This window comes from Streptomyces sp. M2CJ-2 (genome assembly GCF_016757295.1).
Lineage (GTDB): Bacteria > Actinomycetota > Actinomycetes > Streptomycetales > Streptomycetaceae > Streptomyces.
Map to the genome: position 1 here is coordinate 1 of NZ_JAESIF010000037.1, position 14,364 is coordinate 14,364.

Consider the following 14,364-nt stretch of genomic DNA (forward strand, 5'->3'; position numbering starts at 1 on the left):
GGCTCGCCGCAGCGCGTCGTGGGCGAGCGCGGACAGCAGGCCGGCCGCCGCGGCCTCCGGCAGGCCGTCGCTCGCGCCGGCCCCGGCGCGGGACGGCTCGAACCGGCGGTCCTGGTTGTCCGGACCGAAGGGCCGCACCGCGCCGGCCGGCACCAGCGCCTGTTCCTTGGTCAGCAGCGACGTGGCCGGGGCCCAGGAGGCGACCGGGTCACCCCCGGCGCCGGTGGCCGTGGTCAGCGCGTCCGGGTCCACCTTCGGCAGCGCGTCGGCGCCGGAGGCGTCGTCCGGGGCGGGGGAGCCGGGCACCACGTGCTCGGCGTAGACCTCGGCGGCGGTGTTGAGGGCCCGCAGGCGGGCGCCCGCGGTGTGCTGGACGTCGAACGCGACGACGGTCCGGGTCCCGGCGGCGCCCAGACCGACCTCCACGGCGCCGACCTTCAGCGGGGTCTGGGTGACCGGCTCGTCCGCGTACCGGGTGAAGACCCCGACGGACGGACGGAGCGCGAGCGAACGGCGGTCGAGCTCGACGAGCGGCCCCTCGGTCGCGTCGTCGTCCGGAGCGGCGGCGACGACCGGCTCGAAGGCGGGCCGTTCGGGGGCCGCGGTCAGGTCGACGGGCTCGGGAGCGCCGGGCCGGGCCCGGCAGAACGGGCACTGCGGATGGGGCAGCAGCCGCTCCGCCAGGACGTCGAACGAGGCCATGTCCTGGAGCAGCACCTGGCCCCGGGTCTCGGCCGGCAGCGCCTTGGTGACCAGCCGGAACACCTCGTAGCCGAGCAGGTTGCCGAGCATCGCGGCGAGCGGGCCGCGCGGCCCGGGGCCGGGGGAACCCCCCAGGGCCAGACCGCTCCAGAGACCGGCCGCGACCGCCGCGTCCCCTGTCGCGCCGAGGCGCAGCGCCGCGCAGGCCAGGCATCCGTCGGAGCCCGGGCCGCTGACCGGTCCGACCACCGCCCGGTCGCCGAAGGTCCAGGCGGGGAGCAGGAAGCGGCCGTCCGGAACGCCGTGGCCGAGCAGGGCGATCGAGGTCCGGAACGCGTCGCGGCCGCAGGCGGCGACCACCACGTCGTACCCCTCGTACGCCTTCCAGTCGCCCGCCGAACCGGCCCCGGCGTCGGGCAGTACCGTCACCTCGGCCGGACTGCCCTGCGTGGTGAACTCCGCCGCCTCGGCCCGCAGCTCGCCGAACTCGGCGGCAGTGGCGGGGCCTTCGGCCAGTGCGGCCTCCACGGCGACGGAGGCGCAGCCGTTGCGGATCAGGGAGAGCGCGCACCAGCGGGCGACCGGACCGTCGCCGAGCACGGCGATGCGGGTGCCGCGGAACGCGGCGAACCTGCTGTCGGCGTCGTCGGCGTAGTGGTCGAGGTAAGCGATCTGCGGCGCGAAGCGCGCGGCGACCGCCGGCTGCACGGGTGCGTCCGTTCCCGGTTCGCCGGGAGCCGGCACCGGCCGGGCGAACCCGCGGGCGTAGAGCGCCTTGACCAGGCCGCCCACCATGGCCTTCTGCTGGTCCTTGAAGCCCGTGCAGATCTCCGCCACGGTCCGGCTCCCGTCCAGGTGCGGGACGAGGAGGGTGGCGAACCGGTAGGCGGACGGGGAGCTGAGCTGGAAACCACCGTCGGCGTTGTGGAAGATCACGCCGGTGGGCGTCTCGGTGAACAGCACGTCGCGGCGCACCCTGGGACGGGTGTCCGAGGTCTCCTCGTACGGGGTCGTGGACATACGGAGTCGCACCTCCGGGTCGGGCCTGACGGCCACTCGGTTCTGAAAAGTCGAGGAAAGACAGAAAAGGAGAGAAAGACAGAAAAGGCGGGAAAAGCGGGAAAGGGAGGATGTTCGGGTGTCCGGCCCACCGGGCCGGGCCGCGTTCCGGGCCGCAGCCCCGGTCCGTCAGGTGGCCCCGGACGGAAGGGCGCGCCGGGCCGTGGCGATGACGGCCTGCGGGATGTCGCCGGTCCGGGCGGCCCCGTGCAGCGCGTGGGCGCGGAACAGGGCGTTCATGCGGAGCGTCCCGGGTTGTTCCTCGTCGAGGAGCCCGGTGTCCAGGAGCCGCTCGAGCAGCTCCTCGGCGTGTGTCTCGGGGACGGAGAGGGCACGGGCCGCGGCCGGTGCGGTGATCTGCCCGTCCAGTCGCGCCAGGCGCAGGTGCGCGTCGGCCACCGGGGCGGGCAGCCGGTCCAGGGCACCGTCGAGGGTCAGGGGCACGGACATCCGGGCGTCGTCGGGCAGCGCCAGCCGGGCGGGCAGGTCCCGCCGCAGCCATGCGGCGTGGTCCGCCAGGCGCAGCTTCGGCCGGGTCAGCAGCCGGGCCGCGACGATCCGCAGGGCCAGCGGGACATGCCCGCACGTCTCCGTGAGGGCGTGTGCGGCCGGGGCCTCGGCCGTCACCCGCTCATGACCGAGGACGGCGACGAGGAGCGCGTGGGACTCCTGCGGCGGCAGGGCGCCCAGTTGCAGCACCGCAGGGCCGTGCGTGGCGACCAGGGCGGCCAGTCGCATACGGCTGGTGACGACGAAGGCGCCGCAGCCCGGCATGTCGAGCAGCCCGCGGACCTGGTCGGGGTGCACGACATCGTCGAGTATCACCAGGCACGATCCGGGAGAAGCGCCGGAGGGGAGTGCGGAGCGCAGTTCGGCGGCCGCCTCGTCGGCGGACCGCGGCGTGCCGTCGGGCCCGGTCAGCGGCAGCAGTACGCCGCCCGCGGGGTACCGGTCCGCCACCAGCTGCGCGGTGTGCAGGGCCAGCGCGGTCTTGCCCATTCCCGGTCCTCCGGAGATCACCGCGATCGCCGGGCCGGCGTTCGTCCGCCCGTCCCTTCGGCCCTCGCCGCTCAGGTGGCTCACCAGGTCGGCGGTCTCACGGGTGCGGCCGGTGAAGCCGGGGACATGGGGCAGCCTGGGCCCCGGCGGATGCGCCGGCCCTGAGGGCGGGCGGCCGTCGCCGGGGAAGGCGGGCCCGCCGGAGGGGACTCTCTCCCCCCGGGGCGCAGGGGCGCCGGGCACGGCGTCGGCCACCGCGGGCGCCGCGCGCGGGGTGAGGGTGAGCGGTGCGGCCTCCAGGGCCGGGCCACGGGGTTCGTCGCCCCGCAGGATGGCCAGTTCCAGGCCCTGCAGTTCCGCGCCGGGATCGACGCCGAGTTCCTCCCGGAGGTGCGTCCTGATCCTTCGGTACTCGGCCAGCGCCTCGATCTGCCGTCCCGCCCGGTACAGCGCCCGCATCAACTGGGCGGCGAGCCCCTCGTGCTGGGGGTGGGTGCGGGTGGCCTCCCAGAGGTCCACCAGGACCTCGCGGGCCTGTCCCCGGGCCAGCTGGATCTCGCAGACGCGTTCCAGGACGCGCAGGCGCTCCTCGACCAGCCGGGGCACCTCGTCGCGGTGCAGCAGCTCGGAGGGGACATTGGCGAGAAGGGGCCCTTGCCACAGGTCGAGTGCCGTGCGCAGCAAGGGGAGTTCGGACTCCCCCGCCCCGGCCGCGTCGGCCACCAGGCCGCGGAAGTGCAGCAGGTCCAGGGTGCCGCCGTCGGCCGGGAGGCGGTAGCCCCCGGCGACCGCGACCACCGACTGTTCCTCTATGTCGTACTTCGCGAAGAGGCGGCGCAACCGCAGGACGCAACTCTGCAGGGCCGCCTTCGCCGTCGCCGGCTGCTCGTCGCCCCAGACGGCCTGCCGGAGACGCTGCGTCGGGACCACCTCACCGGGGCGGATCAGCAGCGCCGCCAGCAGTGACGTGGGTTTGGCCGGTGGGAGGACGGCCACATCGCAACCGTCGGTGATGCTGAGTGGGCCGAGCAGCTGAAAACGCACGATATTCCCCCGTTGACCTTCGAAGATCTGCCGAACCGGCTTGTCATGGTCCGCTTCGAGAAGCGGTGTCCTGTCACCGTGACCACCCGTGGTCGGGAGGGTGGCTGGTACAGGACCTCTCCCCGCACTCTGACGAGGGCGGGTACGAGCACATGCGAAGTCGGTGTGCACGGCATCAATCGGCCTTGTGGCAGTGGTGAGTGTCTACTGGCGTAGACCGACGGTCAAGAGGAGGTTGTGAAGAGCTCCCAAGGTGGACTGCTGAAGCTGAGGGGCAGTCAAATGTCGCTAAATACAGCCTTGTTGCTGGTAAACGATGCTGTCGGTGCCGGCGCGGAACGGACGCCTCCGGCAAAGCAGGCATGTGGTTGTGGGGGGGGGTACCCACACGAGGTTTGCGGCGGCCGGCACCGACCTGGCCGCACGGACGTCCGGACGCACGGACGGACGGGCATGGCGAAAGCCCGGTCGGAGCCCGCCCCTTGAGGGGAGGGACGCCGACCGGGCGTCTGCTGCACCGGACGTGCGTCAGGCGGAGCAGGAGGTGGTGCTGCAGGTGGAGCTGGAGGTCGAGGTGGAGCTGGTGCTGGTGCAGCCGGCCAGCACGACCTCGCTGGCGTCCGAGTAGTCGGAGATCTCGAAGGTCTCGGCCTCGAGCTCGAGGATCTCGTCCGCGAGGGTGCTCAGGTCCTTGTTCATGGTGACTCCTGATCGGTCAGGGGGACCGCCGTGGCCGGCTGCCTCCGCCGTGTGGGTACGGAACCATTCCAGCGGCCTCCGCTCACCGTTCGGCATGTCTCCCGCTGGCATCCCGCTGGCATCCCGCTGACACGCTCCGCCGACGGACGACATGGACGGTCCCCACCCTCCGTGCAGGCCCTGCTCCTGGGGTGCGACGCGAGGGTCGAGACGGCCGCGTCGATCCCTTTATGGGGGCAATCGTTTGCGTAGCCTCACGGCAGTCGATCGCGAAGAGAGGGCTCATGCGTCGAATCCAGGTCGTGGCCACCGGCGGCACCATCGCGAGCCGGTCCGGGGCGGAGGGCCGCCGGGCGACCGTGCTCGCGAGGGAGCTGGTCGCGTCGGTCGGTCCGCTGCCGGCCGGCGCGGAGGTGAGGACGCGGGACGTGGTCACCCGGGGCAGCTACGCCTTCGGCACCGCGGACCTTCTGGCGCTTGCCCGTGAGGTGCGCGACGCGCTGCACGCCGGGGTTGACGGGGTGGTGATGACGCACGGCACCGACACCATGGAGGAGACCGCCTTCCTGCTGGACCTGGCGTTCGACGACCCGCGGCCGATCGTGCTGACCGGTGCCCAGCGCCCCTTCGACGACCGCGCCGCGGACGGCCCGGCCAACCTGGGTGACGCCCTGGCCGTGGCCGCCGACGACGCGGCCCGGGGGCAGGGCCCGCTGCTGGTCTTCGACGGCTTCGCCTTCCCCGCCCGCGGGGTGCGCAAGAGCGACACCATGTCGGCGCACGCCTTCACCGCGCCCGGACGCGGACCGGCGCTCCGCGTCGTGGACGGGCGCGTGGTACCACTGTCACAGCCGAGGCCCCGCCCGCGGCTTCCCCTCGACCTCGACCTCCCCGACCTGCCCCGGGTGGACGTGGTGCCGGTCTATCCCGGAGCGGACGGACTGTTCGTCCGGGCCAGCCTGGACGCCGGCGCCGCGGGGGTCGTGGTGGCGGCGGTCGGCGCGGGCAACGCCGGGCCGGAAATGGTCGAGGCGGTCGCCGAGGCGGTGGCCTCGGGTCACCCGGTGCTGATCTGCTCACGGGTGCACTCCGGTCCCGTCGCACCCCTCTACGCGGGCGGCGGCACCGAACTCCAGCGGGCCGGCGCCGTGTTCGCCGACGACCTCAGCCCCTGGCAGGCCCGGCTGCTGCTGGCCGCCGCGAGCGCCGTACCCGGCCGTTCACCCGAAGTCCTGGTCCGCGCCTGGCTCGCCGGAGAGGACCCGCCGCCCGGCTCCTGAGCCTGAGCGCCCCGCACCACCCACCACCCGCCCCATCCCCAGAATGTCATCAAAGGAGATGTCGATGACCAAGGAAATCCTTGTCGGCTTCGGAGCGGACGTCGACGCCGTCGGCGGTTGGCTCGGCTCCTACGGAGGCGAGGACTCGCCCGACGACATCTCCCGCGGTCTGTTCGCGGGCGAGGTCGGCGTGCCGCGCCTGCTGGAGCTGTTCCGGCGCCGCGGCCTGACCCAGACGTTCTTCTGGCCCGGCCACTCCGTCGAGACCTTCCCGGAGGAGTTCGACGCCTGTGTCGCCGCAGGCCACGAGATCGGTGTGCACGGCTACAGCCACGAGAACCCGATCGCCATGAGCCGGGAGCAGGAGGCCGCGGTCCTGGACCGCTGCATCGAGCTGATCGAGACCCGCTCCGACCGCCGTCCGACCGGCTATGTGGCGCCCTGGTGGGAGTTCAGCCCGGTCACCAACGAGCTGCTGCTCGAGCGGGGCATCAAGTACGACCACTCCCTGATGCACCGCGACTTCGAGCCGTACTACGTGCGGGTCGGCGACACCTGGACGAAGATCGACTACAGCGCGCCCGCCGAGACCTGGATGAAGCCGCTGGTGCGCGGCCGGGAGACCGACCTCATCGAGATCCCGGCCAACTGGTACCTCGACGACCTGCCTCCGATGATGTTCGTCAAGGCCAGCCCGAACAGCCACGGCTTCGTCAACCCCCGCGACCTCGAGCAGATGTGGCGCGATCAGTTCGACTGGGTGCACCGGGAGATGGACTACGCGGCCTTCACCATGACCATCCACCCCGACGTGGCCGGCCGCCCCCAGGTGCTGCTGATGCTGGAGCGGCTGATCGACCACATCAACTCCCACGAAGGCGTCCGCTGGGTGACCTTCGACCAGATCGCGGACGACTTCGCCGCCCGCAACCCGCGCCAGAAGAGGGACAGCGGTTGACGCTCTCCTCCCTGAAGGGCGGAGTGTCCACGGAGGAATCCCGATATGACCGCCGTGCGCGTGGCCGACCTGGACACGCTGTGGCGGGCGGCGATGCCGCACGGATCCGGGAGCCCTCCCGACAGCAGTGGGCCGGACGCCGGAGAGCGGTCAAGAGAGGTCATATCTGCCTGTAGGGGACCCCTCACCGGGAACCGCCGGGGCACCAGGCACACTCTGTGGTTGTAATCCCTCTTCACAAAGGATGACCCAGGCATGATCACGCTCACGAAGGAAGACGGCCCGGCGGACCTGGACGGAGTGACCCATCTGTCCATCGGGGTCTCCTGGGACCCCACCGCGGGCAGCAGCGGCGGGTTGTTGGGCAAGCTGCGCCACAAGACCGGCACCGACCTCGACCTGATCGCCATCGCCATGCACGGCGGGGACCCGGTGCGGCTGGCCGGCCTGGACTCGCTGGACCCCATGGGCAACGGATCGCTGGTGCACAGCGGGGACAACCAGACCGGGCACGGGGACGGCGACGACGAGACCGTCACGGTCGAATTCGCCCGGATACCGCCCCACATCACGTCGATCGTGTTCGTCGCCGCCGCGTACAAGAAGGGCAGCTCCTTCCAGAAGGCACGCAACATCAGCTTCAAGGTCTACGACGCCACCGGAGGCAGCTCCCAGCAGGTCGCCGACATCTGGCCGAGCATGCTCACCCAGGACAACGGCTGTGCCGTCGCCAAGGCGATCCGGGTCGGCGGCACGTGGAAGCTCGAAGTGATCAACGAGACGGGCAAGATCAAGCAGGGCGACGAGCACGCCCTGATGCGCTTCGCCGTCAGCAAGTAGCCCGTTCCCGGGGGGCGGCCTCGTCGTCACCCACGGCCCGGCAGGTCACCCGGGCCGCGACGCACGTCGGTGCCGGACGTGCTCGGTGAGGGGACGTCGAGGAGCCCCCCGAGGGGGCTTATCGGTGCGGGGAGTTCGCGTATGCGGATGTGGACGGGTCGGCGGCGGGGACGACACGGAAGGCCAGGCACACGACGGGCGTGTCGTCCTGAACCGGCGTGCCCTCGCGCTCCCAGAAACGGCGGTGCCCGGCGCGCCACTCCTCCAAGGAGGCGTCCCCCTCGCCCTCGGCGGCGGCGTGTTCCCAGCTGACCTCGCTGAAGGAGGTCAGCTCCACCCCGGTGATCTCGATGGTGGCGACGGCACGGCCGTCGTTGTCCAGAAGGGCCAACCGCTCACCGACGAACTCCAGACCCTCGGTCTCCTCGACGTACTCGGCCAGCAGACCGGTCGTGGCGGTCTTCCGTCCGCTCAGGACAAGGGAGTTCAGTTCGGTCCGCAGGTCATCGGGGGTACCGAGTTCCATCGCGCGCATACCGCTGACACGTGGCCACACTGCCGCATCGCCTCACTTGATCACCCGCGTCGGTCGCGGTCCGCTCCGGGGCGATCATTATGGCCCGGAGCCCGGGGGCGACCACCTCACGCCCGGTCCGTCAGCTCCTCCGCGTAGACCGGGGACAGCGGCTGGGGCCCGACGTACTGCCGGCAGTCGCACTCCCCGGCCTCGTGACGCAACGGTTTCTTGTTCTCGTCCCAGGCCGTCGGCACCTCGACGCGTTCGTGGCATCGCCCCTGTTCGTCGTGCTTGGCGAGGTGGTGGGTGCACCCGCACACCGGTTCCGGGGGCCTGCGCGCCGCTTCGACGGCCGGTCGTTCCTGCTTCGCCGCCTCCAGCAGTTCGAGCTTGCGCTCGTGCCGGTCGCGCAGCGCGGTGCCTCGGTGCCGGGTCTCCACCGGGCACCGAGGCCGGAACGGGGGGTGACGTCGAACAGCGCGTCCAGCAGGGCGTCTTCCGTCACGCCGGCCGTGGCGAACCGCCCCGCAGCGCCGGGCGGTTCCCGGCGCCTCACACGGGAAGCCGCGGCACGCTCTCGAGGAGCCGGCGGGTGTACGGGTGCGCGGGGGAGCCCAGCACCTGCGCCGTGTCTCCCTGCTCGACGACCCGTCCGCGTTCCAGGACGGCGGTGCGTTCGCACAGGGACGCCACCACCGACAGGTCGTGGGAGACCATGACCACGGTCAGCCCCTGTTCCCGCTGCAGTTCGGCGAGCAGATCGACCACGGCGACGCGTGTCGTGACGTCCAGCGCGCTGACGGGCTCGTCGGCCAGCAGCACCCGCGGACGGCACACCGTCGCCCGGGCGATCGCGATGCGCTGGCGCTGGCCGCCGGAGAACTCGTGCGGGTAGCGCTCGGCCGCGTCCGCCGGAAGCCCCACCCGCTCCAGCGCCTCGGCCACCTTGGGGACCGCCGTGGCCTTCGAGTCGAGGCCCAGGGAGCGCAACGGCTCGGCGACGATGCCGCCGACGCGGCTGCGGGGGTCGAGCGACGAGTACGGGTCCTGGAAGACGCACTGCACGCTGCGCCGGAAGTGCCGCATCTGCCGGCGGTCACGCACGTCCAGCCCGGCGCCGTCGAAGCCGACCGTGCCCCGGGTCGGCCGGGCCAGGCCCAGGAGCAGCCGCAGCAGGGTCGTCTTGCCCGCGCCGGACTCGCCGACGAGCGCGAGGCTGCGGCCGGCCTCGACGGCGAGGGAGACGTCCCGCACGGCGGGCGTGGCGCTTCCCCGGTGGTGCAGCGAGACGTCCTTCAGCTCCAGGACCGGCGGCGGTGGCGGCGGTGGCGGTGTCATCGGGGGTCTCCCAGGTTCAGGGCGGACTCCAGCCGCCGGGCACTGCCCACCAGCGCCTTGGTGTAGGGGTGGTTCGGTGAGCGGACGAGGTCGAGGAGGGTGCCCTCCTCGACGGCGCGGCCCCTGCGCATGACCAGGGCACGGTCGGTGATCCTGGCGACGACGGCGAGGTCGTGGCTGACGAAGACGACGGCCATGCCGCGTTCCCGGACGAGTGCGTCGATCAGGTCGAGCATCTCGGCCTGCACGGACACGTCGAGTGCGGTGGTCGGCTCGTCGGCGATGAGCAGCTTCGGGTCGCAGGCCAGTGCCATGGCGAGCGCGACCCGCTGGCGCTGGCCGCCGGACATCTCGTGCGGGAAGGACCGGGCGATACGGTCGGGTTCGGGCAGCCGCACCTGTTCCAGGGCGTCGACGACGGCCTTCTTCAGGGCGGCGCCCCTCAGCCCCCGCCGCCTGCGCAGGGGTTCGGCGACCTGCCTGCCCGCCCGCATCAGCGGGTCCAGGGCGGTGAGCGGCTCCTGGAAGACGACGGCGGCGTCCCGCCCCCGCACCCGCGTGAGGTGCTCCTCACGCGCGCCGACGATCTGGGTTCCGGCGAGCTCGACGCTGCCGGTGGCGGTGATGCCCTCCGGCAGGAGGCCGAGGACCGCCAGCGCGGTCAGCGACTTGCCGGAGCCCGACTCGCCGATGAGGCCGAGCCGTTCGCCGCGTGCGACGGACAGCGACAGGTCGTCGACGAGTGTGGTTCCGTCCGCGGTGCGCAGGGTGAGGCCGCGGATGTCGAGGAGGGTCATGCGCGCCTTCGCCGGGTCGTCGGGTCGAGGGTGTCGCGCAGGCCGTCCGCGACGAGGTTCACGCCCACGACCAGCAGGACGAGCAGAACGCCGGGAGCGAGCGCGCCGGTCGGTGCGGTGGTGAAGGTGGCCTGCGCCTCCTGGAGCATGCGGCCCCACGACGCGTTGGGCGGCGGTGCGCCCAGGCCCAGGTAGGACAGGCCCGCCTCGGCCAGCACGGCGAGCCCGAACTGGAGGGCCAGGTTGACCGCGAGGGTCGGCCAGATGTTGGGCAGGACGTGCCGGGCCACGGTACGCGGCCAGGACGTGCCGGAGATACGGGCCGCGGTGATGTAGTCCTGGTTCAGGACCCGTTTGACCAGGATGCGGGTCAGCCGGGCCACGACCGCGCTCTGCGCGAGTCCGATCGCCAGCACGGCCGAACCGAGCGTCGCCGAGCGCGCGGCGACGATGAGCATCGCCAGCAGCAGGGTCGGGAAGGCGATCAGGATGTCGAGGAACGCGGAGAGGGTGTCGTCCAGCCAGCCCTGGGCGAAGGCCGCGAGCAGCCCCAGCAGGACTCCGAGGGTCGCCGCGATCAGGACCGAACCCAGCCCGGCCTCGACGGCGATCCGCGATCCGATCATCACCTGGGTGAACAGGTCGCGTCCGAGTTTGTCGGTGCCCAGCAGGTGGCCGTCCCCGGGAGCGGTGAGCCGGCCGCCGGAGGTGTCGTCGGCGTCGTACGGGGTCCACACCAGCGAGACGAGCGCGAGCAGCGCGATCAGGCCCGCGAGCACGCACCCGGTGAGCAGGGTGTACGAGCGCACCGGACGGCGTCGTCCGACGGCGGCCCCGGTCATCGGGCACCTCCCGCGAGGCTGCCGCGCAGCCTCGGGTCGATGATCCGCTGGACGAGGTCGGCGGCGAAGCCGATGAGCAGGACGGCCAGGGTGGAGACGAACAGCACGCCCTGGACGACCGGATAGTCGTGCTGGGCGATGCCGGTGACGAGCAGGGAGCCGAGGCCCGGCAGGGCGAACACCGACTCCACGACCACCGCGCCGAGCAGTGTGGACGCCAGCTCGATACCGAGGACGGAGACCACCGGCACGGAGGCGTTGCGCAGCCCGTGCCGCCACATGGCCTGGCCGAACGAGGAGCCCAGCGCCCGTGCCGTGCGCAGGTAGTCGCTGCCCAGGACGTCCAGGGTCGCCGAGCGGACGTACCGGATCAGCGACGCGCTCATCACCAGCGCGATGGTCACCACGGGCAGCACCAGCGACCGGATCGCCTCGCCGGGCAGCGACCAGCCGTCCGGCGGGAACCCGCCGGCCGGCAGCCAGCCCGCGTTCAGCGCGAACACGGCGATGAGGATCATGCCGAGCCAGAACACCGGTACGGCGATGCCCAGTTGCGAGACACCGCTGAGCAGGCCGCCGTACCAGGTGTGCCGCTTGTACGCGGCCGTGAACCCGGCCGGCAGCGCGATCAGGACCGCGAGGACGAACGCGGCCAGCGTCAGCGGGACCGTCACGTCGAGCCGGGCGGTCACCTCGGGCCCGACCGGCAGCGTGCTGACGAACGAGGTTCCCAGATCCCCGCTCGCCAGCTGCCCGAGCCAGTGCGTGAACTGCTCGGGCAGCGGCTTGTCGGACCCGATGGACTGCCGGGCCGCCGCGATCTGCTCGGGGGTCGCGCCCACCGTGGTGAGCGCGTTGGCGGGGTCGCCGGGCAGCAGACGCAGCAGCGCGAACAGCACCACGCTCGCGAGCGCCAGCGACACCAGCAGGAAGCCGAAGCGGCGCAGGAGGTACCGCGTCATCAGCTCTTCTTCTTGATGTCGTAGGCGAAGAACTGCGAGTTGAGACCGTTGAGCGGGTAGCCGGACAGCTTGGTGTTCGCCACGACGATCTGCGGGTAGAGGTAGAGCCAGTCGCTGGCCGCGTCCTCGGCGGTCTTGCGGTTGACCTTCTTCAGCAGCTCGGTCTGCTCCGCCTCGGTGGCGGCCGCCTCGGCCTCCTCGACCCAGCGGGTGACCTGCTTGTCGTCGTAGCCCCAGTAGAAGTCGGGGTTGCCGTACCAGACCAGGTCGCGGTCGTTGACGTGCTCCTGGAGCGTGGCCGTGAAGTCGCGGTTCTGGTAGACCTTCGTGTACCACTCGTCCGACGTGATCGTGTTGATCTTGACGGTGATGCCGACCTTGGCCAGCTCCGACTTGATGAACGTCGCGGCGGTCGGGTGCGGGTCGTAGTTGGGGGTGTCGAGGGTGAAGCTGAAGCCGTCCGCGTGACCGGCCTCCTTCAGCAGCTTCTTGGCCCGCGCGGGGTCGTGGGTGTCGACGTCGGTCAGGTCCTCGTACCACGGGTCGGTGGGCGGCACCATCGAGCCGATGAGCTTGCCGTAGCCGCCCCAGACGGATTCCAGCAGCTTCTTGTCGTCGATCGCGGCGGAGACGGCCTGTCGCACCTTGGCGTCGGTGAAGGGCTCGGCCTTGTCGTTGAAGGCGAGCAGCAGCTTGGTGGTGGAGTTGCCGTCGTTGACCTTGTAGTTCGGGTTCGACGTGAACTGGTCGAGGGCGTCGGGCGACTGCTCGCTCGTGACGATGTCGACGGCGTTCGTCAACAGCGCGTTGTTCAGCGCGGTCGCGTCCTTGTAGTAGTGGAAGACGACCTGCTTGTTGGCCGCCGCCTCACCCCAGTACTCGGCGAACCGGTCCAGGCTCAGGGCCGATCCGCGCGTCCACTTCTTCAGCCGGTACGGCCCCGTGCCGTCCTCGCTCGTCTTCAGGTCCTTCGCCTCGGAGTTGATGATCCAGACGTAGGAGAGGTTGTAGACGAAGGAGATCGACCGCTTCGACAGGGTGACCTTCACCGTCCGGGCGTCGGGGGTGGCGATGTCCTCGATCACCTCGAGGTTGCTCTTGCGGGCGGACTGCGAGTCCTCGGCGAGCACCCGCTCCAGGCTGTACTTGACGTCCTGGCTGCTGAGCTGCTTGCCGCTGTGGAACGTCACGCCGTCCTGGAGGGTGAAGGTGTAGGTGAGGCCGTCCTCGCTGACCTCGTGGTCCTCGGCGAGCAGCGGCTCGACCTCGCCGTCGTCGGCGAGCTTGAACAGCCCCTCGTAGACGTTGCCGTTGAGGGCCTCGGTGACGCCCTGGCCGCCGCCCGCGGTGTTGTCCAGGTTCTGCGGCTCGTAGAGGGAGCCGATGTTGACGGTGGCGTCCTTGTCGTACGTGCCGCCCGCCGCGCCGCCGCTCCCCGAACCGCCGCCGCACGCGGAGAGGGTCAGGGCGAGCGTGACCGCGATGGCGGTGCCGTACAGGGAGGACTTCTTGATGCTCATGACAGGGTGTGCCTTCGTGCTGCGAGGAGGGGGAGGAAAGACGGCGGAGGCGATCAGCGCTGCGCCGGGAAGCCGTCGCGGAAGACGGGGAGCTTCTCGCCGGCCTCGACGGGCAGGTGGAAGCGGTTCTGCCGCGGCGGCATCGGACAGTTGTACTGGTCGGAGAAGCCGCAGGGCGGGACGAAGGCGCGGTTGAAGTCGAGCACGACCCGGCGGTCGTCGTCCGCCGTCCGCCGCACGAACAGGAAACGCCCCGCCCCGTAGGTGGTGGCGCCGTTGGTGGGGTCGCCGAAGACCAGCAGCAGGGTGCCGTCGTCGTCGAAGGCGCTGAGTGTGTAGGTGTGTCCGTCCAGCGTGAGTTCGATGTCCCCCGGGACCACCAGGTCACGGGTGCCGCCGTTGTCGCGGATGTGCTCGAAGGGGACACGCCGGGCACCCGGCACCGGTGTGTAGGAGGCCTCCAGGACCCAGGCCGGGTCGTGGGGGAAGGCGTCGGTGCCCTCGAAGTGGCGGAGGGCCGGCGCCGCGGAGTCCCAGAACCGGAGCCCGTACTCGGGCGCGCCGGTGACGCGGTCGGTGCGCTCCAGTGCGGTGACGGTCACCGTGTCCGGTTGCCCCGCCCGGGCCGCCTCGACGTCGGGACGCTCACCGGCCGGCAGCCAGCGGGTCTCGACGAGGGCGAGGTTTCCCGTCGGGGAGGTGAGCGCGCGACGGCGCTCGGCACGCCAGGTGTCCCACTCCGCCGCGGAGTCGGCGGCGGGCGGGACGGGGACGGCGGGGTGGGACACGGTCTGGCTCATTCACGTC

14 protein-coding genes are annotated in these 14,364 nt (G+C 71.8%); 3 read left to right on the plus strand and 11 right to left on the minus strand.

Annotated features, from left to right (window positions below; translation table 11 throughout):
* The 3 genes from JL475_RS24620 to JL475_RS24630 form a co-directional block, all read right to left on the minus strand.
* Positions 1 to 1,722: TOMM precursor leader peptide-binding protein (locus JL475_RS24620; protein ID WP_202280108.1), on the minus strand; the 1,722-nt coding region annotated here is incomplete at its 3' end.
* Between the two features lie 168 nt (positions 1,723 to 1,890).
* Positions 1,891 to 3,804, minus strand: coding sequence for an AfsR/SARP family transcriptional regulator (locus tag JL475_RS24625; protein ID WP_202280109.1), 1,914 nt, complete (start codon positions 3,802 to 3,804; stop codon positions 1,891 to 1,893).
* A 528-nt stretch (positions 3,805 to 4,332) separates the two neighbouring features.
* The gene (locus JL475_RS24630) at positions 4,333 to 4,503 is read right to left on the minus strand and encodes a thiazolylpeptide-type bacteriocin (RefSeq protein WP_031128743.1); all 171 of its coding nucleotides are present in this window, start codon (positions 4,501 to 4,503) and stop codon (positions 4,333 to 4,335) included.
* Positions 4,504 to 4,787: 284 nt separating this feature from the next.
* Here JL475_RS24630 and JL475_RS24635 point away from each other — a divergent pair, with 284 nt between their 5' ends.
* The 3 genes from JL475_RS24635 to JL475_RS24645 all read left to right on the plus strand — a co-directional run bounded on the left by JL475_RS24635 (position 4,788) and on the right by JL475_RS24645 (position 7,581).
* The gene (locus JL475_RS24635; RefSeq protein ID WP_202280110.1) at positions 4,788 to 5,783 is read left to right on the plus strand and encodes an asparaginase; all 996 of its coding nucleotides are present in this window, start codon (positions 4,788 to 4,790) and stop codon (positions 5,781 to 5,783) included.
* Positions 5,784 to 5,847: 64 nt separating this feature from the next.
* Complete coding sequence (locus JL475_RS24640) at positions 5,848 to 6,741, plus strand: polysaccharide deacetylase (RefSeq protein ID WP_202280111.1); 894 nt, start codon at positions 5,848 to 5,850, stop codon at positions 6,739 to 6,741.
* Positions 6,742 to 6,996: 255 nt separating this feature from the next.
* The gene (locus JL475_RS24645) at positions 6,997 to 7,581 is read left to right on the plus strand and encodes a TerD family protein (protein WP_202280112.1); all 585 of its coding nucleotides are present in this window, start codon (positions 6,997 to 6,999) and stop codon (positions 7,579 to 7,581) included.
* A 118-nt stretch (positions 7,582 to 7,699) separates the two neighbouring features.
* On the opposite strand, the gene JL475_RS24650 is transcribed toward JL475_RS24645, so the two are convergent.
* The 8 genes from JL475_RS24650 to JL475_RS24685 form a co-directional block, all read right to left on the minus strand.
* Positions 7,700 to 8,107 (minus strand): ASCH domain-containing protein, encoded by a 408-nt coding sequence (locus JL475_RS24650; protein WP_237408157.1) that lies wholly within the window; start codon positions 8,105 to 8,107, stop codon positions 7,700 to 7,702.
* A 116-nt stretch (positions 8,108 to 8,223) separates the two neighbouring features.
* A complete protein-coding gene (locus JL475_RS24655) occupies positions 8,224 to 8,538 on the minus strand; it encodes a hypothetical protein (protein ID WP_202280114.1) in 315 nt (104 codons plus the stop codon).
* Positions 8,539 to 8,650: 112 nt separating this feature from the next.
* Positions 8,651 to 9,436, minus strand: coding sequence for an ABC transporter ATP-binding protein (locus JL475_RS24660; protein WP_202280115.1), 786 nt, complete (start codon positions 9,434 to 9,436; stop codon positions 8,651 to 8,653).
* The gene (locus JL475_RS24665) at positions 9,433 to 10,233 is read right to left on the minus strand and encodes an ABC transporter ATP-binding protein (RefSeq protein ID WP_202280116.1); all 801 of its coding nucleotides are present in this window, start codon (positions 10,231 to 10,233) and stop codon (positions 9,433 to 9,435) included. Before JL475_RS24665 ends, JL475_RS24660 begins: the two co-directional genes overlap by 4 nt.
* Positions 10,230 to 11,075 (minus strand): ABC transporter permease, encoded by an 846-nt coding sequence (locus JL475_RS24670; RefSeq protein WP_202280117.1) that lies wholly within the window; start codon positions 11,073 to 11,075, stop codon positions 10,230 to 10,232. Before JL475_RS24670 ends, JL475_RS24665 begins: the two co-directional genes overlap by 4 nt.
* Positions 11,072 to 12,037 (minus strand): ABC transporter permease, encoded by a 966-nt coding sequence (locus JL475_RS24675; RefSeq protein ID WP_202280118.1) that lies wholly within the window; start codon positions 12,035 to 12,037, stop codon positions 11,072 to 11,074. Before JL475_RS24675 ends, JL475_RS24670 begins: the two co-directional genes overlap by 4 nt.
* Positions 12,037 to 13,557, minus strand: coding sequence for an ABC transporter substrate-binding protein (locus tag JL475_RS24680; RefSeq protein WP_202280119.1), 1,521 nt, complete (start codon positions 13,555 to 13,557; stop codon positions 12,037 to 12,039). The genes JL475_RS24675 and JL475_RS24680 overlap by 1 nt, the downstream gene beginning before the upstream one ends.
* Before the next feature lie 53 nt (positions 13,558 to 13,610).
* A complete protein-coding gene (locus tag JL475_RS24685) occupies positions 13,611 to 14,357 on the minus strand; it encodes a DUF1684 domain-containing protein (RefSeq protein WP_202280120.1) in 747 nt (248 codons plus the stop codon).
* Positions 14,358 to 14,364 lie beyond the last annotated feature (7 nt).